Below are 19,436 nucleotides of genomic sequence, written 5' to 3' on the forward strand. Positions count from 1 at the left end.
TCTGGCCATGGCGATCGACGACGCACCTCGTTCGGTATCCCTTGCCGCTTCCCGGTTGCACCGGCCGGCCAGAGTGCTCGAGCAGCTCAGCGAACGGGTCCGGGCCGAGGAGTCCCGGTTCGACGCCGTGCCGAGACTGGAACGCCGGATCGCCGACCTGCTCGGCAAGCCCGACGCGGCGATGTTCCCGAGCGGGACGATGGCCCAGCAGGTCGCCATGCGCATCCACGCCGACCGGCGTGGGATCCGCACGATCGCGTTCCACCCGCAGTGCCACCTCGAGGTGCACGAGCACAAGGGATACATGATCGTGCACGGGCTGGCCGGGCTGCCGGTGGGAGACCGGTACTCCCTGATCCAGCTCGCGGATCTGGAAGCGGTCCGCGAACCGGTGGCCGCGTTGCTGCTGGAGCTGCCGCAGCGGGACATCGGCGGGCAGCTGCCGGAGTGGGAGGATCTGGTCGCGCAGGTCGACTGGACCCGCGAGCACGGCGTGGCGTCCCATATGGACGGTGCCCGGCTATGGGAGGCGCAGCCGTACTACCGGCGGACGCATGCGGAGATCGCCGCGCTGTTCGACAGCGTGTACGTGTCCCTCTACAAAGGACTGCTCGGCATCTCGGGCGCGGTGCTGGCCGGGGACACCGAGTTCATCGAGCACGCCCGGGTCTGGCGGGACCGGCTCGGCGGGACTGTCCATTCGGCGTGGCCGATGGCGCTCGCCGGGGAACGCGGGCTGGACGACCTGTTGCCGCGCATGCCCGAGTTCCTGCTGCGGGCCCGTGCGCTGGCTGGTGTGCTGGGCGGGATCCCCGGCGTGCAGGTGGTTCCCGAACCGCCGCAGACCCCGCTGTTCCACGTGCACTTGTCAGCTTCACCCGATCGTGTACTGGACCATGCCCGGCTGCTGGCTGAACGGACCGGCATCCGCCTGTTCGGCATGATCCGGCGCACCGCCAACCCGCTCACGTGCAGCTTCGAGATCTCGGTCACCGAACAGCTGGACGACGTCACGGACACCGAGATCCGCGACTTCGTCGGCGAGCTGATGCTCGCGGCCGGCTGATCGCGCTCTGCTAGGGTTGTCGCCATGCAGCGCCAGTATTGGTTTGGTCGCCCGGCCCGGGATGGGTCGGCGGGCGATCCGCTGCGCTGACCAACCAACCCCGAGCCGGATTCGAGCCGGCTCGGCGGGGAACCTCGGGGCGGCTCCGCCACGAGAGGACTTCACCCGATGTCGGTCACCATGACGCCCACGCAGGACAACCAACGCGTCAGCCGGTTCAGCCCGCTGCTGTCCCCGGCGTTGCTGCGCTACGAGCTACCCACCGGTGATACCGCGGTGTCCACGGTCGCCCAGGCCAGAACCGAGGCCGTGGACGTGCTGGACGGCCGAGACGACCGCCTGCTGGTGATCGTCGGCCCATGCTCCATTCACGACCCGGACGCCGCACTGGAGTACGCGCAGCGGCTCGCTCGCGTGTCCGAGGAGTTGTCCGGGGACCTGCGGGTCGTCATGCGCGCGTACTTCGAGAAACCGCGCACGACGGTCGGCTGGAAGGGGTTGATCAACGACCCTCACCTGGATGGCAGCTTCGACGTGAACACCGGCCTGCGGCTGGCCCGCAGGCTGCTGCTGGACGTCCTCGCCCTGGGACTGCCGGTGGGGTGCGAGTTCCTCGACCCGATCACCCCGCAGTTCCTCGCGGACCTCGTGTCGTGGGGGTCGATCGGTGCCCGGACCGCCGCCAGCCAGACACATCGCCAGCTGTGCAGCGGTCTTTCCATGCCGATCGGGATCAAGAATTCCACCTCCGGGGACATTTCCGATGCCGTGGACGGGATCCGTGCCGCCGCAGCGCCCCACGTGTTCATGGGGATCAACGCCGACGGTCTCGCCGCCCTGGTGTCGACCTCCGGCAACGCCGACTGCCACCTGATCCTCCGCGGCGGCTCCACCGGCCCGAACTACAGCGCCGCGGATGTCGTCGCGGCGCTGGAACGGCTTGGCAGCGCGGGTTTGCCCGAGCGCGTGATCATCGACGCCAGCCACGGCAACAGCGGCAAGGACCACACTCGCCAGCCCGCTGTGGTTCGGGACGTTGCCGCCCGGATCGCCGCCGGGGAACGTGGCGTGGCCGGCGTGATGCTGGAGAGCTTCCTGGTCGCCGGCCGTCAGGACCTCGGCCCCGCCATGACCCGCGGCCAGTCGATCACCGACGCCTGCATGGACTGGGACACAACGGCCACGATGCTCGACGAGCTCGCCGCCGCCGTCCGCGCGCGCCGCGGCTGACAGCGGGAAGCGGTTGTACAGAGCGAAATGACGCGGGTGACCTGGTTCGCGCTCGCTGCGAACCGGGTCTCGCCGGGTGCCTTCCCAGCCTTCGGATCCCTTACCGGGCTGGTTCTTTGCGTGCCCGGCCTCCGTCGTCCGCTGCGAGGTCTGGGGTTCACCGCTGGAAGCGGCGGCTCGCATAGAAGCGAGCGCTCGCCCGCTACCGGCGTGCGTCGCCCACTCGGGGGTGAGGCCGCCCCGAGAAGGCGCTACGAGAGCATGCTCTGAGCAGGGCGCCCGGAGCGAGCGGATAGGCGCCCGTGGGTCTTCACACCGGGGCGTTGGGTTCGTGTCTGGTGTGAGGGGTGATCACTCGTCGTCGGTCGAGCCGAGGATGGCGTAGATCGCCCGCCTGGTCTCGTTGAGGGTGTCGACCGACTTCGTCTTCTGGGCGGGGGTCGCGGCCTGGGCGACCTGGACCACGGCGGAGGCCAGCTGGGCCATGGCGGTGCGCAGCTCGACGTCCTGGGGGTCGACCTGGCCGGCCACCTCTTCCCAGGGGGGTGTCTCCTGCTTGGCGGCTTCGGCTCGGCCTTCTTCGGTCAACTCGAACGCGCGGCGGCTGCCGGCGCCCGAACCGGTCGAGGCGACCAGGCCTTCGTCGCTCAACAGCTGCAGGGTCGGGTAGACCGAGCCGGGGCTCGGCCGCCACAGCCCGCCGCTGCGCTCGCTGATCTCCTGGATGATCTCGTAGCCGTGCATCGGCCGCTCCGCGAGCAGGGCGAGGATCGCCGCCCGCACGTCACCGCGGCGTCCGCGATGACCCCGGCCACCACGTCCGCGGCCCATGCCGCGCCCGCCTGACCACTCGTCGAATCCACCTGGGAACGGGCCTCGGCGCTCGCGGCGCCCTTCACGGCCCCATCTCTGGTCGTACATGAGGTTTCTCCTTCGTCGGAACTCGGACCGTGTCTCGATCCGATGCTTCGACGATATATCGGAAACTATCGCGATGCAACTCCGATATTCGGCAACCGTACGGTGACATCCAGCCCGCCGCCCTCCCGGGGCACCGCGGTGACGTCCCCGCCATGCGCCCTGCTGACCGCCCTGGCGATGGAAAGTCCCAGGCCGAAGCCCCTTTCCCCGGCCACTCGCTCCCGGTCCAGCCGCCGGAACGGCTGGAACAGCACCTCGATCTCGTACGGCCGCACGACCGGTCCGGTATTACTCACCGTGAGCAAGCTGTGACCATTTGAGATACATGTCGACACCGAGGCCCACCCACCCGCGACGTTGTGCCGGAGTGCGTTCTCCAGCAGGTTCTGCGTCAGCCGCTCGAGCAACACGGGATCGCCGACGACCGGCGCGGGCTCCAGAACCGCGTCCCGCAACGTCACCCCGGGCGCGGACAGCTGCTCACACACCGCGGCCGCGACCTCGGCCAGGTCAACCGGACTCCGCTCGGTCAGGGCGTTCTCGCTGTCGGCCAACGTCAGCAGCCCGTCGATCAGCCGCTCGTGCCGGGCGTTCACCTCGAGGAGTGAATCGCCCAGGTCACGGGCGTCCTGCGAGGTTCCTGGCCGGCTCACGGTGATCTCGATCAGCGCCCGCTTCACCGCGAGCGGCGTCCGCAACTCGTGCGAGGCGTTGGCGATGAACCGCGTCTGGCTGTCGAACGAGCTGTCCAGCCGTTCCAGCATGGCGTTGAACGTCGTCGCCAGCTCGGTCATCTCGTCGTGCGGTCCGGACACGTCGATCCGTTCGTGCAGGCCACGACCCGATCCGGCGATCCGCTTGGCGGTCTCGGTGATCCGCTGGACCTGCCGCAGCGCCCGCCCGGCCAGCACCCAGCCGAGGAAGGTGGCGATCATCCCGACCGCGACCACGGCGATCACGCCCTGCAGCAGCAACGAGTTGAGCACGTCGGATCGCTGCTGCTCCTGCACGTTGCGGATGACGTCGGCGAGCTGGTTCAGGTCGGTCTGCCGCCCGCTGATCGAGATCTGCAACCGGCTGAGCATCACCTGCAGCGCCTCGGAGTCCGGGATCTTGGGCGCGTTGCGGTTGAGGATCTGCCAGACCAGCAGGTACGTGACCGCCACCAGGATCGCGCCGGCCAGGAAGAACAGCCCGCCATAGATCGCCGTCAGCCGGCCGCGGGTGGTCCAGTTGCGGGGCAGCAGGCGGTTCATGGGATCCGGTACCCCACGCCGGAGACCGTCTCGACCAGCGGCGGGTCGCCGAGCTTGCGGCGCAGCTTCATCATGGTCACCCGCACGACGTTGGTGAACGGGTCGATGTTCTCGTCCCACACCTTCTCCAGCAGCTGCTCGCTCGACACCACCGCGCCCTCCGCCCGGACAAGTTCGGTCAGCACCGCGAACTCCTTGTTGGCCAACGCGATCGCCTGCCCGTCCCGGCTGACCTCGCGGCGCGCCGGGTCGATCCGCAGGCCGGCGCGTTCCAGCACTGGCGGCGCGGCCGGCCGGGTCCGCCGCAGCAACGCGTGCACGCGCGCGGACAGTTCGACGAACGCGAACGGTTTGGGCAGGTAGTCATCGGCGCCCAGGCCGAGTCCCGCGACCCGGTCGCGGACCGCCGCGGCGGCCGTCAGCATCAGGATCCGCGTCGCCGCTCCGGAGGCCACGACCGAACGGCACACCTCGTCACCGTGCACCACCGGGATGTCCCGGTCCAGCACGAGGACGTCGTAGTCGTTGACTGCCAACCGTTCCAGCGCTGAGTCGCCGTCCAGCGCCACGTCGACGGCGAACGCCTCCCGGCGCAGCCACTCCGCGATCGCGTCCGCGAGGATCGGCTCGTCCTCGACCACAAGTACTCGCACGTCACCATCATCAAGGACGAGGCCATAACGCGCTCGTAAACAACCGAGGTTATGGGGAGGTTATCGCGCTCCTGCTCGACTGTGTCCCATGCGAATCCTGTTGGCTCTCAGCGTCGTGCTGGCGCTGGCCGGTTGCGGAACCGGCAAACCCGCGGACGGCGTGGCCTCCGCGAACGGAAGCTCTGGTTCGGCGGCACCGTCGTCGGCCGCTGCTCAGGGGGACATGGCCTCGTTCGCCAAATGCATGCGTGAGAACGGCGTGAACATGCCGGACCCCGACCCGGACGGCGGGCCCGGCGCCGGCGCGGACTCGATCGACCGCAACAGCCCGGCGTTCCAGAAGGCGATGGACGCCTGCAAGCAGCACCTGCCCGGCGGCGGCGATCTGTCCAAACTGGACCCGAAGCTGGTCGACCAGCTGCGGGAGTTCACGAAGTGCATGCGGGACAACGGGGTGAACGTGCCTGACCCGGATCCCAGCAGCCCGATGCTGGGCCTGGGCGCGATGGCGGACCTCGACCGCGGCAGCCCGGCCGTGCAGAAGGCGATGGAGGCCTGCAAGGACAAGGTGCCAGGGCGGCCGGGCAAATGAAACGAGCTACCCGCCTGGCGATCGGTGTCGGGGCGGCGGTCGTCGTGGTCGGCGCTGGGGGTGTGGCGGCGTTCGGGTTCGGCGGGAGCGACCCGGCGCCGCCACCGGCCACCGGCCGGCCACCCGGGACGGCCAAGGTCGCGAAGACCACGTTGACCAGTACGGAGAAAGTCTCCGGCACGCTCGGCTACGGCACGCCCAGCACACTCACTCGATCCGGTCAGGGAACACTCACTTGGTTACCTTCGGCCGGGGACATTGTCACGCGCGGCAAGACCGCGTACTCGGTCGACGACAAACCAGTGCCCGCTTTGTACGGCACGATTCCACCCTATCGTGTGCTGAAGTCGGGCACGTCCGGTAACGATGTTCGGCAGCTTGAGGAGAACCTGAAAGCGTTGGGATACAGCGGGTTTACCGTCGATGACGACTTCACCTCGTCGACTGCCACCGCTGTGAAGAAGTGGCAGAAGGCGCAGGGGCGTGAGGAGACCGGTTCGGTCGCGCCGACTGATATCGCTGTTGTGCCAGGGGATGTGCGGGTTTCTGAGGTGAAGGGACAGGTTGGTGGTGCTGCGGGCGGTCCGGTCTTCACGTTCACCGGCACGACCCGGACGGTGACCGTGGACCTGGACGTCGCTAAGCAACACCTTGTCAGTCAAGGGATCCCGGCAACCGTGACGTTGCCCGATGGTAAGGCGGTGGCTGGGGCGGTGACCTCCGTCGGCTCGGTGGCGACATCGAAACCAGCCCAGCAGCAAGGGCAATCGCCGACGAGCACCATCCAAGTCGTTGTCGCACTGGCCGATCAGAACGCGGCCGGGAAGCTCGACGCAGCACCGGTTGACGTGACGTTGGTATCCAGTAAGCGGGACAACGTGTTCGCGGTTCCGGTCGGCGCGTTGGTCGCGCTCGCCGAAGGTGGCTACGGTGTGCAGGTCGTCTCGGAGAACGGCACGAAGTACGTCCCCGTTTCGACCGGCATGTTCGCCGGGGGTATGGTGGAGATCAGTGGGGCGGGGATCGCCGAGGGCACCGTGGTGGGGGTGCCGCGGTGAACGCGGTGGTCGAGCTGCGCGGCGTCAGCAAGAGCTATCCCGGTGGCGTGCATGCGTTGCGGGATGTCTCGCTGACCATCGAACCCGGTGAGCTGGTGGGGATCGTTGGCCCGTCGGGGTCCGGCAAGTCGACCATGCTCAACATGATCGGCACGCTGGACCGCCCGAGCGAGGGCACCGTGTTCGTCGACGGGTACGACGTGCACACCCTGACGGACAAGGAATTGTCGGCCCTGCGCGCTACAGTGCTCGGGTTCGTGTTCCAGCAGTTCCATCTGGCGGGTGGGGTGTCCGCTGTGGACAACGTGGCGGACGGACTGCTGTACACGGGCGCGGGACTGAAGGAGCGTCGAAGGCGCGCGGTCGAAGCGCTGGAACGCGTTGGACTACAACACCGGCTGGACCACCGGCCGCATCAGATGTCAGGAGGTGAAAGGCAGCGCGTCGCGATCGCACGAGCAGTGGTCGGCAACCCCACCCTGCTCCTCGCTGACGAGCCCACCGGCAACCTTGACACAACCTCCGGCGCGGGCGTCCTGAACCTCCTTCGTACCCTGCACACCTCCGGAACAACCGTCGTGATCATTACCCACGACCGTGACATCGCCACGAGCCTGCCCCGGCAGGTCTCCATGCGAGACGGTCAGGTGAGCCATGCCTGACTCGACACAGCGTGGAACGCTCCGCCGTGACGGGACGACGGTTGGGATCCGCGGGGTGACGGCCGGGCCCGGAGGCGGGTCCTGGGTGTGCGGCTGCCGACGGGGAGTTCAGGCCGGGGTTTCCGAGGCGGGGCCGCGGTGTGGCGCGCATTGGCTGGGGCGTGCGTCTGGTGCTGATGGCTGTGGGGCGACGGTCGACATCGGCGGGACGGCGGCTGGGATCAGTGGGGCGATGGCTGGGACCGGTGGAGTTACAGCGGGTGTCGGCGGGGCGACGGCCGATGCTGATGGGAGGGCGGCCGGGATCAGTGGGGTGATGGCCGGGATCGGCGTGACGACGGCCGACACTGGTGGCGTGATGGCCGGGATCGGTGGGATGACTGCCGGGGTCGGCGGTGCCTCCCGGGTGCGCGGCCGTCGTCGCGGAGCTCAGGCCCGGGCTGCCAGCTCAGCGGCGCGGTGTGGCGTGCGATGGCGGGGGCCTGTGTCTGGTGGGCGGGTTGAGACTGGGCGATGGCTGGTGCGGATGTCTCGCGCCAGCGGTGGCGATCAGCTTTCCGCTTGCCCATGGCTGGGTCTTGAGTTCAGCGCTGCGGAGGCGGGGCTGGTGCCGGACGGGTGGTGGCTGTCGTGAACGGGCGGCGGTTGCGGCCTGCTCGGTTGCGGGTCCGGGATGTCGTCCGGGTGGGTGGGGCGGGGTTGCGGGCTCGGCCGTTGCGGGTTTTCCTGTCGGCGCTGGGGATCGCGATCGGGATCGCGGCGATGGTGGGTGTGGTGGGGATTTCCACGTCCAGCCGGGAGAACCTCGACCGTCAGCTGGCCGCGCTGGGCACGAACCTGCTCACGGTCGGCCCTGGGCAGTCGCTGTTCGGCGAGCAGAGCCACCTGCCGGACGAGGCCATCGCGATGATCGGCCGGATCGGCCCGGTGCAGTCGACCACGGCCACCGGCAAGGTCGTCGGCGCGCACGTCTACCGGAACGACAAGATCCCCACCGCCGAATCGGGTGGGATCGCCGTGCTGGCAACGAGAACCGACCTGATGGGCACGGTCGGCGCGAGCGTTGCCAGCGGGGCGTTCCTCAACGAGGCGAATGCCCGCTACCCGGCGGTCGTTCTCGGGCACAAGGCCGCCGAACGGCTGGGTGTCGGTGGGGCGGGACCGGAGCAGAGCGTCTATCTGGGCGGGCAGTCGTTCACGGTGGTGGGTGTGCTCGACGAGGTTCCGCTCGCGTCCGAACTGGACACCGCTGCCCTCGTCGGCTGGCCGATGGCCAAGGAGATGGGCTTCGACGGTTACGCCACAACGGTGTACACGCGTGCCCGCGAGGATTCGGTTGAGGCAGTGCAGAACGTGCTGGCGGCGACCGCGAACCCCGAGCACCCCAACGAGGTCTCGGTGTCCCGGCCGTCGGATGCGTTGGCCGCCAAGCAGGCCACCGACCAGACGCTGAACGGCCTGCTGCTCGGGCTCGGCGCGGTGGCGTTGCTCGTCGGCGGGGTCGGGGTGGCCAACACCATGGTCATCTCGGTGCTGGAACGCCGTGCCGAGATCGGCCTGCGGCGGTCGCTCGGCGCGACCCGGGGCCAGGTCCGCGTGCAGTTCCTCGCGGAGTCCCTGCTGCTGTCCGCGTTGGGCGGGCTCGGCGGGATGGTGCTCGGCGTCGTGGTCACCGCGTCCTATGCGGCGTACCAGAACTGGCCCTCCGTGGTACCCGTGTGGGCATCTGGCGGTGCGGTCGTGGCGACGATGGTGATCGGGGTGGTGGCCGGTCTGTATCCGGCGATCCGGGCCAGCAGGCTCTCACCCACGGAGGCGCTCGCCACGCCTTAGCACTTCCGTAGCTACCGGCCCGTGGCACGAATACGCCAGACTCGCGGTCTTCCGAGCGTAAGGAGAGTCGGTGTGTTCAGCGGTATGAGACGGGCCCTGGTGGCCGGTCTGACCAGCGCGTTGACGGTCGGGTTGGCGGGTGTCGCCGGCGCGGCGCCGGCCCAGGGGGACATTCTGGACCAGCTCAAGGCGGTCCCCGGGCTGACGGTCGTCTCCGAGTCGGCGACACCCCCGGCGGGCTACCGGTTCTTCATCCTGAGCTTCAAGCAGGACGTCGACCACCGGCACCCGTCGGCGGGCACGTTCGAGCAGCGGTTCCAGTTGCTGCACAAGTCCACCGACCGGCCCATGGTGTTGCACACCAGCGGGTACAACATGCGGACCACCCCGTTCCGCGCCGAGCCGACCACGCTCATCGACGGCAACCAGATCTCCACCGAACAGCGGTTCTTCACCCCGTCGCGGCCCGCGAACCCCGACTGGGACGACCTGAACATCTGGCAGGCGGCCACCGACCACCACCGGATCGTGCAGGCGCTGAAGAGGATCTACCAGGGCAAATGGATCTCCACGGGAGCCAGCAAGGGCGGCATGACCTCGGTCTACCACCGCCGGTTCTACCCGCACGACGTCGACGGTGTGGTCGCGTATGTGGCCCCGAACGACCCGGTCAACGACTCCGACCGCGCCTACGACCGGTTCTTCGACACCGTCGGCACTCCGGAGTGCCGCAAGGCATTAGAGGATCTGCAGGCGGAGGCGTTGCGCAGGCGGCCCGAGCTGGTGGCGATGTACTCCGCTTGGGCCACCAAGGAGAACCGGACCTTCAACCAGGTCCTGGGCAACGTGGACCGCGCGTTCGAGATGACCGTGCTGGACACCGAATGGGCCTTCTGGCAGTACAACAAGCTCGCCGACTGCCCGTCCGTACCCGCGAAAACGGCGTCCACGCAGGCGATCTACGACTTCATCAACAACATCACCGACTGGAGCTTCTACACCGACCAGGGCGTGACGCCGTACGTGCCGTACTACTACCAGGCCGCGACCCAGCTGGGCTGGCCGTCGCCGCGGTTCGACCACCTGAAGGGGCTGACGCACTACCCGACGGCGAAGTTCTACGCGCCCAACTCCAACCTGCCGCCGGAGCTGCGGTCGCGGCACAACCCGTTGCCCATGCTGGACGTGGACTTCTGGGTGCGGACCCAGTCGAGCCAGATGCTGTTCGTCTACGGCTCGGACGACCCGTGGGGCGCTGAGCCGTTCTTCCCGAGCCGGCATGACTCGTACAAGTACATCGCGCCCGGCGCCAACCACGGCGCGAACATCGCCGCGCTCGTGCCCGCGGATCGTGACGCGGCCACCGCGGCCCTTCGCCGGTGGGCCAACGTGACCGCGCCTGCCACCGCGGCGAAGGCCGCGTTGACCTCGTTGCCGGACGAGCCGCTCGAACGCCGTCCCCTGTGACAAGAGTGGGGGCGCCTTGGGCGGCGCCCCCACTTCTTTCAGCAGTGTGCTTTGACCTTCTTGATGTCCACCGGCAGAGCGGGCATGCCGTCGGTGGTGCCCGGGGGAGCGACCCCACCGGCCGCGACCTTGTCCAGTGTGGACAGGCCGACATCGCCGACCGTGCCGAAGATCGTGTAGTTCGGCCGCAGCGCCGAGTTCGAGTACACCAGGAAGAACTGGCTGCCGTTGGTGTCCGGGCCCGCATTGGCCATCGCCAGCACGCCGCGGGCGTAGACCTTGCGCTCACCCGTCGGGTCGGTGGGCGCGGGCGGCAGGCCGACCGGCAGCTCGTCCTTGTACTTGTAGCCGGGACCGCCCTCGCCGGTGCCGCTCGGGTCGCCGCACTGCAGCACCTTCAGCGTCGGGTACGTGGTCAGCCGGTGGCAGATCGTCCTGTCGTAGAACCCGTGCTGGGCCAGGTGGATGAAGCTCTGCACGGTGCAGGGCGCCTTGGCCCGGTCCAGGGTGAGCGGGATCTTGCCCTGGTTGGTGCGGACGTCGACGCGGACCGTGCCCCGATCCGGGGTGTGCCGCGGGTCGGGCGGCAGGCCGACCGGGCGCACGGCCGGGTCGTCCGGCGTCGAGGTGTACTTGCACGGGCCGTGCGTGGTCTTGGGTGGTGTGTCGGCCATCGCGGTGCCGCCGACGAGCACGGTCCCCGCGGCCAGGCCGGTCACGACGGCTAAGCGAACCAGTCTGAGCACTGTTCGTCCTCCCGGAAAGTCAGTGACCGGCCCACACAACACCTTGTCAGAGGCTGTCGCAACCTACTGAGGACTGGACTGCTCGGCGACCATCAGCACGGAGTCGCCGATCAGCAGCTCGGCGTGTCCGGTCCGGCCGTCGGCCATCACGATTGGCTCCGAACTGTGGGTGACGTGGAAGACCCCAAGGTAGAAGTCCCATGGCGGCGCGGGCACCCCGCACGGCGAGGTAAGGCGTGAGGGTATGCACCGACATCCCGGCGTCTTTACACGGCGGCCAAGCTGTGGGTTGATGTGATGTTTCGGCTGTGGCGCCGTCCCGTTCGCGTTCGTGTCACACTGGTAAGGCCATGACCTCCCTTCCGCTTGTTTTCGACGCGCCCAAGCGCGGCCTGCCGCCGCGCCATCTCGCCGATCTGTCGGTGGACGAACGCCGCGAGGCGGTGGCCTCCCTCGGGGAGAAGCCGTTCCGCGCCAACCAGTTGTCCAACCACTACTTCGCCAGGCTGACCGCCGACCCCTCGGCGATGACCGACATCCCGGCGGAGACCCGCCGGCGGCTGGCCGACGAGCTGTTGCCGCCGCTACTGAGCGTCGTGCGGCATGTCCAGTGCGATGACGGCTCGACCCGCAAGACGCTGTGGCGCGCGCACGACGGCACATTGTTCGAAAGCGTCCTGATGCGCTACCCCGACCGCACCACATTGTGTGTGTCGAGCCAGGCGGGCTGCGGCATGGCGTGCCCGTTCTGCGCGACCGGGCAGGGCGGCCTGCAGCGGAACATGTCGACCGCGGAAATCGTCGACCAGGTCCGGCACGGCGCCGCGGCGATGCGGGACGGCGAATTGCCCGGCGGTCCCGGCCGGCTGTCGAACATCGTGTTCATGGGAATGGGCGAGCCGCTGGCGAACTACGCCCGCGTGGTCAAGGCGATTCACCGGATCTGCGATCCCGCTCCGGGCGGACTGGGTATTTCCCAGCGTTCGGTCACGGTTTCCACCGTCGGGCTGGTTCCCGCGATCCGCAAGCTCACCGAGGAAGGCCTGCAGGTTCGCCTCGCGGTCTCGTTGCACACCCCCGATGACGAACTGCGGGACACCCTCGTGCCGGTGAATACGCGGTGGAAGGTCGCCGAGGTTCTCGACGCCGCACGCGGGTACGCGGAAAAGACCGGCCGCCGCGTCTCCATCGAATACGCGTTGATCCGGGACGTGAACGACCAACCGTGGCGCGCCGACCTTCTCGGCAAATTGCTGCACCGCGCCCTGGGTCAATTCGCGCACGTCAACGTCATCCCGCTGAACCCCACCCCCGGCTCGGAATGGGACGCCTCGCCCAAGCCCGTTGAGCAGGAGTTCGTCCGCCGGGTCAACGCCGCCGGCGTCGCCTGCACCGTCCGCGACACCCGCGGCCGGGAGATCGCCGCCGCCTGCGGTCAGCTCGCCGCCGAGGGTTGAGCGCGGAGCCGCGCAGGCTCCGCGCGCCGTCCTCTGTGGACGCTAAGCGACCTCGGTGAGTTTGCCGGTGGCGACGTCGAAGATGAAGCCGCGGACGGAGTCCTTGTGCGGGATGAAGGGGCTGTTGCGGATGCGGGCGATGGACTGGCGGACGTCCTCGTCGAGGTCCGGGAACGACTCGGCGGCCCAGGCGGGTTTGATGCCGGTGTCGGCCTGGATGGACTTCTTGAACTCGTCGTCGGTGAAGGTCAGCATTCCGCAGTCGGTGTGGTGGATCAGGATGATTTCCGTGGTTCCCAGCAGGCGCTGGCTGATCGCGAGGGAACGGATCTCGTCTTCGGTGATAACGCCGCCCGCGTTGCGGATGACGTGCGCTTCGCCTTCCTTCAGGCCGAGAACGCCGTAGACGTTGATCCGTGCGTCCATGCACGCGACAACGGCTACGTGCTTTGCGGGTGGAAGGGGGAGCGGGCCGGTGAATGACTCCGCGTAGCGGGCATTGTTGGCGAGCAGTTCGTCTGTGACTGACATCTGGGTCAACTCCCTGTCATTGGTCACGGTATGTGCCCTAGTTCATTCGTCCTCGGTCATCGGGCGCAATGACGTCCGGATGATGGGACTTGCACCGCGCACATATCGAGTGCCGCGCAGAGGGTCGAACGGCACCATTTTGACGTGCGCAAACGGGTGGGGATCTGTGGATTGGCGCTTTTGGGGCTTGTGTCCTGCACTGATGCCGCACCCAGTGGCAGGCAGCCGCTCAACAATGACCCCGTTTCGGCCCAGGGCACGGAAATCTGCTCCCTGCTGCCGCGGGAGGCGGTCGCTCACCTGACCGCGACACTTCCGGAGAACCTCAGCCCGATCGGCGACCTGAACACGGACCGTGGTCAATGCGAGGTCGTCGCCACCGACTCCGCTGGTAAGCAGACCGTGACCTCGTTGCGCATCGATGTGGACCAGGCCGCTGCGGTCGGCCGGGTGAACGCGGCCATCCAGATCGCGAAGGAACGCTCCGCGCGCGATCCCTTGCCCAACCCGCTGCGGACCGGCATCGACAACGCGCCCTCGGTCTCGCTCGCGATCCTGTGCGGCTCCCGGCAGGTGCAGATCGGGCTGGACGTGACCGCGTACGACATCCGCCGCAAGGCCGTCGACGAGGACCTCGCCGCGCTCGCCAGCGTCGTGGGGACGAAGTACGGCGAGCACAACAAGTGCACGCCCAAGATGGCGCCGCCGCTGCCCGAGGAGCAACGGGGGACCGTGCGGATGCTGGCCGGGAACGGTGCCCTCGAACTGCCGGGTGCCGCCGTTCCCGGCCCGTCGGGCAGTGTCGGGCACATCGAGGCGATGACCGCGCTCGACGACGGCACGGTGTACTTCGTGGCGCGCAAGTACCCGTTCGATGTCAACCCGCGCACTGCGGAGGACACCGCCGAACCGTGGGGCAAGACATTGCGGCTCGTGCGGATCCGCGCCGACGGGTTCACCGAAGTGGCCTGGGACCCCAATCTGGCGCCGTTCTCCACCAACGACAGCCCGGTCGCCGGCGACATCTCCGAGAAACAACGGCTGCAGGGCGCGGACACCGTCGGCGCGATCGGCACGCTCGTGATGAACGGGGACCAGGCGTGGCTGCTGCCCGCCACCGCGTCCAAACCGGACGGTCCGGCCCGCCCGATCCGGGTCGTGCAGATGAACGGCGGCCGCGCGGTGGATCTGCGGGTGTTCAAGACACAGTCCGATGTGGACTCCACGCATGTCAAGGACTCCGCCGGGCGCCCGCTCGACCCGGTCGCCGCGTTCAACGCGGCCAGGTTCACCGCGTTGACCTTCGACGGCCCGACCCCCGTCCTGATGGACAGCGCGCACTCGCAGGTGTGGCGGATCGACAACGTCCGGGACGGCAAAATCGTTGACGCGACGGTGTTCCCGGTCGCGACGCAGCTCGCCGCGGGCAGCGGCCCGGCCGGGCTGAGCGGGGGCCGGTTCGCCGCCAGCACGCCGCAGGGCGGACTGTCCATTATCGACTCACGTGGCAAGGTCGCCATGGAGATCCGGTCCGTCGCGGCGACCATCGACGGCGTCGGCGAGGCCCCGCTCGAGCTCGGCCGCCGCCAGCTCGCCGCGGCTGGCGACGACCTCCTGGTCAACGCCATGTCCAGCCAGGTCTCCGCGTCCGCCGTCGTCCGCGTCGACACCCGCAACGGCGCCCAGCGCACCCTGTTCGTCAGCGGCTATCCCGGCCCGCGCGACCCCGCCAGCGACATCGACGGCGCCCGGTTCGCCAACGGCTACGGCACCGCCGCGAACGCCACTCGCTTGTTCGCCACCGGGTATCCGGTCGCGGCCATGAGTGCCGTCGGGCAGGACCTGCTGCTCTCCCCGTTCGGCACCCGCATCCTCTACCAGCTCACCCCTCGGCGGTGAACCGCCTTGTCATGGGGTAAGGTATCCGATCGGATACCTTGGAGGGATGATGAGCGAGACCGCCGACCTGCTCGCCGAGGCCCGGCGCGCCGCCGGGATCAGCCAGGACGAGCTCGCCCGGCGCGCGGGCACGTCCAGGACGACTCTGTCGGCGTACGAACACGGCCGGAAGTCGCCCACCATCGACACGGCGTCGCGGCTGCTCGGCGAGATCGACCTCGTCCTGACCTACCGGCACCGGATCGACGCGGTCGAGCACGTCACGCCGCGGGGGCGGCCGTTCACGACGTTGAGCCACCTGCCCCGGCTGCCGCTCGACGTGGCCTTCGCCACGGTGACGCTTCCGCCGCACCTCAACTGGTCCGACCCTGACCAGCGATTCGACCTGGCCGACCGCGGGGACCGTGCGCTTGTCTACGAGATCGTCCTGTCCGAGGGCGTGGCGGACGACATCCAGACCTATGTGGACGGTGCGCTGCTGGTGGACCTGTGGCCGGACTTAGTCCTGCCCCGAGGTATTCGGGAAGCCTGGACCCCCATCATCGAAGCCGACCGAGCGGGACCATCTCATGCCGGAGTCGCATCTCACTGACTTCCAGATCGAGGTCGCCAGGCTCTTCTTCAGCCTGCCGACCAGCAAGGGGTTTCTCCTGGTCGGCGGCGCTGCGCTGGTCGCCCAGGCGTTGACCCACCGGTCCACGGAGGACCTGGACTTCTTCGCCGGGCCGGACCAAGTGGAGGTGGCGGCGGCGCGGGACGGTTTCGAGGACGCGGCGAAAGGCCGCGGCTGGACCGTGGAACGCCTGCGTGATGGGCGGTCCTTCTGCAGGCTCGCCGTGTCCGGGCCGGATGCCCTCACCGTCGATCTGGCGCTCGACACGCCGCCGAGCCGGCCGCCGGTGGCCAGCTTCATCGGACCGACATTCGATCTGGAGGAGCTGGCCGGCCGGAAGATGCTCGCGTTGTTCGACCGGGCCAGGGCGCGCGACTTCACTGATGTGTACGAACTGGCGCAGCGCTACAGCAAGGAGCTCCTGCTCGCTCGCGCGGCCGAAGTCGACCTGGGATTCGACAGCTCGGTTCTGGGCCAGATGCTGAGGACGCTGCACCGGTACCGAGATGACCAGCTGCCGATCGCGGACACCGAAGTCCCACGGGTGCGGGCGTTCTTCGCCGCGTGGGCCGAGGAGCTGACCGGTGGGGCCTAGCGGCCTAGCGGCGCCAGGAGGTGCGGCGGCGGATCTGGTCGATGACGAGCAGGAGGATCAGGCCGGCGCCGATGCCGATCAGCCACACGTCCTCGGTGCGGCCGTGGTGGTTGCCGATCAGCATGAAGAACATCGCGGCGGCGGTGAACCAGCCGGCGATGCGGGTGCCCTTGGGGAAGCTGCCGTGCCAGCCCCACTCGGCCGACGGCTCGTCGTGGGGGTCGACAGCCGCCCGCGCCGGTGCCTTGTCCGCCTTAGCCACGGTGGGTCCTCCTCGTCACTGCGATCTTCCACCGCAATCGTCCCATACCCCCACCGCGCGCACCTGTGAGGTCCGGGACAATGGCGCTGATGCCTGAACACACTCGCACCGTCCTGCTGCTCGGCTCTACCGGGTCGATCGGCACGCAAGCCCTCGACGTCATCGCCGCCAACCCGGACAAGTTCCAGGTGGTGGGCCTGGCCGCCGGTGGCTCCGACCCGGCGGCGCTGAAGAAGCAAGCCCGCGACCACGACGTCCGGGCCGTCGCGGTGCCTGGTGGGATCGACCTGGACGACGGCGTCCGGGTGTTCGACGGCCCCCGGGCGGTGCTGGACCTCATCGAGGCCGTGCCCGCGGACGTGGTCCTCAACGGCATCACCGGCTCCCGCGGCCTGGAACCGACGCTGAAGGCGCTGGACACGGGTGCGCGGCTGGCGCTGGCCAACAAGGAGTCGCTGATCGCGGGTGGCTCCCTGGTGCTGCGGGCCGCCAAGCCCGGCCAGATCGTCCCGGTCGACTCCGAGCACTCCGCGCTGGCCCAGTGTCTCAGAGGCGGCCGAGCCGACGAGGTCGCGAAACTCGTGGTCACCGCCTCGGGTGGCCCGTTCCGCGGCCGCAGGAAGCAGGACCTCGCGGATGTCACCCCCGAGCAGGCGTTCGCGCACCCGACCTGGCAGATGGGCCCGGTCATCACGATCAACTCCGCCACCCTGGTCAACAAGGGCCTGGAGGTCATCGAGGCGCACCTGCTGTTCGGCGTCCCCTACAGCCGGATCGACGTGGTGGTGCACCCGCAGTCGGTCATTCACTCGATGGTGACCTTCACCGACGGCTCGACGCTGGCCCAGGCCAGCCCGCCGGACATGCGGCTGCCCATCTCGCTGGCACTGGGCTGGCCGGACCGGCTGCCCGGCTCGGCGGCCCCGGTGAAGTTCGATGAGCCCGCCGCATGGACCTTCGAACCCCTGGACAACGACACCTTCCCCGCGGTCCGGCTGGCCATGCAGGCCGGTGAGACGGGTGGCTGCCACCCGGCGATCTACAACGCCGCGAACGAGGAGGCGGTGGCCGCGTTCATCGAGGCGAACGTGAAGTTCACGTCCATCGTGGAGACTGTGCAGCAAGTACTGGCCGAGGCGGACCAATGGCGGGCGGCCCCGGGCAGTGTCGCGGAGGTCCTCGCCGCCGAGGACTGGGCCCGTGTGCGTGCCCGTGAGCGTCTGGGAAGGAACTAGAGCGTGATCTTCATCGTTGGGGTCGTGCTGTTCGCCCTCGGCATCGGCCTGTCGGTCGCGCTGCACGAGGCCGGGCACATGTTCACCGCCAAGTGGTTCGGCATGAAGGTGCGCCGCTACTTCATCGGCTTCGGCCCGAAGATCTTCTCGTTCAGGCGCGGCGAGACCGAGTACGGCCTCAAGGCGATCCCGGGCGGTGGCTTCTGCGACATCGCCGGGATGACCGCGCTGGACGAGATCACCCCGGAGGAAGAGCCCCGGGCGATGTGGAAGTACCCCGCGTGGAAGCGGGTCATCGTGATGTCCGCCGGGTCCATCACGCACTTCCTGCTGGGCTTCCTGATCCTCTACATCATGGCCGTCACCATGGGCCTGCCGAACCTGCTGGACAAGCCGATCGTCAACAGCGTCCAGCAGTGCGTGGTCAACGACGGGGACAATGTGGACACCACGAACCCGAAGTGCGGCCCGAACGACCCCGCGCCGGCCAGGAACGCCGGGCTGCAGGCCGGTGACCGGCTGATCGCGGTCAACGGTGTGGCGACGCCCACATGGACCGACCTGGTGAAGGCCGTGCAGCAGCTGGAAGGTCCACAACGGATCACCATCGACCGTAACGGTGCCGAGCAGACGGTCACGGTGGACATTCCGAAGGTGCAGCGCAAGGTGCGCAACGCCGACGGCACGACGACGATGAAGGACCTCGGCGCGATCGGTGTCCTCAAGCAACAGACGTTCGAGTACAACGCGGTCTCCGGGATCGGCGGCGCGGCCTCGTTCACCGGCGACATGTTCGCCAAGACCTGGGAGGGGCTGCTGCGCTTCCCGGAGCGGATCCCCGCTGTTATCAAGGCCATAGGCGGCGGCCAACGGGACCCCGACACGCCGGTGAGCGTCGTGGGCGCGAGTATCCTCGGCGGTGACGCGGTCGAACGTGGCCTGTGGGACGTGGTTCTGCTGCTGCTGGCCAGCCTGAACTTCTTCATCGGCGTGTTCAACCTGCTGCCCCTGTTGCCGTTGGACGGGGGCCACATAGCGGTGATCGTCTACGAGAAGATCCGCAACGCGATCCGCAGGCTGCGTGGTCAGCCCGCGGGTGGCCCAGTGGACTACTCGAAGCTGATGACCGTGACGATGGTGGTCGTCTTCATCGGCGGCGCGGTGATGTTGCTCACGATCACCGCCGACATCGTGAACCCGATCAGGCTGAACTAGAACGCAAGAGGAGATCTCATGACCAGCGGCGAAGTGCTGCTCGGCATGCCGTCGCTTCCGCCGCCCGTCCTGTCCGAGCGGCGAAAGACCCGTCAGCTCATGGTGGGCTCGGTTGGTGTGGGCAGTGAGTTCCCGGTCTCGGTGC

19 protein-coding genes and 2 pseudogenes are annotated in these 19,436 nt (G+C 68.6%); 14 read left to right on the top strand and 7 right to left on the bottom strand.

All coding sequences use genetic code 11. The annotated features are described in order from the left end of the window. Positions 1-7 precede the first annotated feature (7 nt). Both AB0J95_RS40120 and AB0J95_RS40125 read left to right on the top strand, forming a co-directional pair. Positions 8-1,066 carry a beta-eliminating lyase-related protein gene (locus AB0J95_RS40120; protein WP_364770155.1) on the top strand — a complete coding sequence of 353 codons (1,059 nt, stop codon included), beginning with the start codon at positions 8-10 and terminating at the stop codon, positions 1,064-1,066. A 168-nt stretch (positions 1,067-1,234) separates the two neighbouring features. After that, a complete protein-coding gene (locus AB0J95_RS40125) occupies positions 1,235-2,296 on the top strand; it encodes a 3-deoxy-7-phosphoheptulonate synthase (RefSeq protein WP_364770157.1) in 1,062 nt (353 codons plus the stop codon). 351 nt (positions 2,297-2,647) lie between these two features. Here AB0J95_RS40125 and AB0J95_RS40130 read toward each other — a convergent pair whose 3' ends face one another. The 3 genes from AB0J95_RS40130 to AB0J95_RS40140 form a co-directional block, all read right to left on the bottom strand. Next, complete coding sequence (locus AB0J95_RS40130) at positions 2,648-3,217, bottom strand: PadR family transcriptional regulator (protein ID WP_364770159.1); 570 nt, start codon at positions 3,215-3,217, stop codon at positions 2,648-2,650. 65 nt (positions 3,218-3,282) lie between these two features. Further along, entirely contained in the window at positions 3,283-4,473 is a 1,191-nt protein-coding gene (locus AB0J95_RS40135) for an ATP-binding protein (protein WP_364770161.1), read from the bottom strand. Further along, positions 4,470-5,126 carry a response regulator transcription factor gene (locus tag AB0J95_RS40140; RefSeq protein WP_364770163.1) on the bottom strand — a complete coding sequence of 219 codons (657 nt, stop codon included), beginning with the start codon at positions 5,124-5,126 and terminating at the stop codon, positions 4,470-4,472. The genes AB0J95_RS40135 and AB0J95_RS40140 overlap by 4 nt, the downstream gene beginning before the upstream one ends. Positions 5,127-5,214: 88 nt before the next feature. On the opposite strand from AB0J95_RS40140, the gene AB0J95_RS40145 reads away from it, so the two are divergent. The 5 genes from AB0J95_RS40145 to AB0J95_RS40165 all read left to right on the top strand — a co-directional run bounded on the left by AB0J95_RS40145 (position 5,215) and on the right by AB0J95_RS40165 (position 10,738). Further along, positions 5,215-5,718, top strand: a complete 504-nt coding sequence (locus AB0J95_RS40145) for a hypothetical protein (protein ID WP_364770165.1) — start codon at positions 5,215-5,217, stop codon at positions 5,716-5,718. Further along, a complete protein-coding gene (locus AB0J95_RS40150; RefSeq protein WP_364770167.1) occupies positions 5,715-6,776 on the top strand; it encodes a peptidoglycan-binding domain-containing protein in 1,062 nt (353 codons plus the stop codon). The genes AB0J95_RS40145 and AB0J95_RS40150 overlap by 4 nt, the downstream gene beginning before the upstream one ends. After that, the gene (locus AB0J95_RS40155) at positions 6,773-7,438 is read left to right on the top strand and encodes an ABC transporter ATP-binding protein (protein WP_364770169.1); all 666 of its coding nucleotides are present in this window, start codon (positions 6,773-6,775) and stop codon (positions 7,436-7,438) included. Before AB0J95_RS40150 ends, AB0J95_RS40155 begins: the two co-directional genes overlap by 4 nt. Before the next feature lie 630 nt (positions 7,439-8,068). Then, positions 8,069-9,271 (top strand): ABC transporter permease, encoded by a 1,203-nt coding sequence (locus AB0J95_RS40160; RefSeq protein ID WP_364770171.1) that lies wholly within the window; start codon positions 8,069-8,071, stop codon positions 9,269-9,271. An 84-nt stretch (positions 9,272-9,355) separates the two neighbouring features. Then, on the top strand, positions 9,356-10,738 hold the full coding sequence (locus tag AB0J95_RS40165; RefSeq protein ID WP_364770173.1) for a S28 family serine protease: 1,383 nt from the start codon (positions 9,356-9,358) through the stop codon (positions 10,736-10,738). 38 nt (positions 10,739-10,776) lie between these two features. On the opposite strand, the gene AB0J95_RS40170 is transcribed toward AB0J95_RS40165, so the two are convergent. Further along, positions 10,777-11,412: a peptidylprolyl isomerase gene (locus tag AB0J95_RS40170; RefSeq protein ID WP_364770220.1), complete on the bottom strand. Its 636-nt coding sequence runs from the start codon at positions 11,410-11,412 to the stop codon at positions 10,777-10,779. A 150-nt stretch (positions 11,413-11,562) separates the two neighbouring features. Next, positions 11,563-11,734: pseudogene (locus tag AB0J95_RS40175) on the bottom strand (glyoxalase); the annotation flags it as partial. A 100-nt stretch (positions 11,735-11,834) separates the two neighbouring features. Here AB0J95_RS40175 and rlmN point away from each other — a divergent pair. After that, entirely contained in the window at positions 11,835-12,941 is a 1,107-nt protein-coding gene (gene rlmN / locus AB0J95_RS40180; RefSeq protein ID WP_364770175.1) for a 23S rRNA (adenine(2503)-C(2))-methyltransferase RlmN, read from the top strand. Between the two features lie 42 nt (positions 12,942-12,983). Here rlmN and AB0J95_RS40185 read toward each other — a convergent pair whose 3' ends face one another. Beyond that, entirely contained in the window at positions 12,984-13,472 is a 489-nt protein-coding gene (locus tag AB0J95_RS40185; RefSeq protein WP_364770177.1) for a carbonic anhydrase, read from the bottom strand. Between the two features lie 144 nt (positions 13,473-13,616). Here AB0J95_RS40185 and AB0J95_RS40190 point away from each other — a divergent pair, with 144 nt between their 5' ends. Genes AB0J95_RS40190 through AB0J95_RS40200 form a run of 3 tightly spaced genes read left to right on the top strand, consistent with a single transcriptional unit; the run spans position 13,617 to position 16,579 of the window. Then, a complete protein-coding gene (locus AB0J95_RS40190) occupies positions 13,617-15,371 on the top strand; it encodes a hypothetical protein (protein WP_364770178.1) in 1,755 nt (584 codons plus the stop codon). Between the two features lie 49 nt (positions 15,372-15,420). After that, positions 15,421-15,963 (top strand): helix-turn-helix transcriptional regulator, encoded by a 543-nt coding sequence (locus AB0J95_RS40195; protein ID WP_364770180.1) that lies wholly within the window; start codon positions 15,421-15,423, stop codon positions 15,961-15,963. Next, positions 15,941-16,579 carry a nucleotidyl transferase AbiEii/AbiGii toxin family protein gene (locus AB0J95_RS40200; protein ID WP_364770182.1) on the top strand — a complete coding sequence of 213 codons (639 nt, stop codon included), beginning with the start codon at positions 15,941-15,943 and terminating at the stop codon, positions 16,577-16,579. Before AB0J95_RS40195 ends, AB0J95_RS40200 begins: the two co-directional genes overlap by 23 nt. 4 nt (positions 16,580-16,583) lie before the next feature. On the opposite strand, the gene AB0J95_RS40205 is transcribed toward AB0J95_RS40200, so the two are convergent. Further along, positions 16,584-16,841 carry a DUF2631 domain-containing protein gene (locus AB0J95_RS40205; protein ID WP_364770184.1) on the bottom strand — a complete coding sequence of 86 codons (258 nt, stop codon included), beginning with the start codon at positions 16,839-16,841 and terminating at the stop codon, positions 16,584-16,586. A gap of 89 nt (positions 16,842-16,930) precedes the next feature. Between AB0J95_RS40205 and dxr the strand changes: the two genes are divergently transcribed. The 3 genes and pseudogenes from dxr to AB0J95_RS40220 form a co-directional block, all read left to right on the top strand. Further along, the gene (gene dxr / locus AB0J95_RS40210; protein WP_364770186.1) at positions 16,931-18,076 is read left to right on the top strand and encodes a 1-deoxy-D-xylulose-5-phosphate reductoisomerase; all 1,146 of its coding nucleotides are present in this window, start codon (positions 16,931-16,933) and stop codon (positions 18,074-18,076) included. A 3-nt stretch (positions 18,077-18,079) separates the two neighbouring features. Further along, positions 18,080-19,291, top strand: coding sequence for a site-2 protease family protein (locus tag AB0J95_RS40215; protein ID WP_364770188.1), 1,212 nt, complete (start codon positions 18,080-18,082; stop codon positions 19,289-19,291). A gap of 18 nt (positions 19,292-19,309) precedes the next feature. Next, positions 19,310-19,436 (top strand): annotated as a pseudogene (locus tag AB0J95_RS40220) (4-hydroxy-3-methylbut-2-en-1-yl diphosphate synthase); the annotation flags it as partial.

It is taken from the genome of Actinocrispum sp. NPDC049592 (assembly GCF_040675465.1).
Lineage (GTDB): Bacteria > Actinomycetota > Actinomycetes > Mycobacteriales > Pseudonocardiaceae > Kibdelosporangium.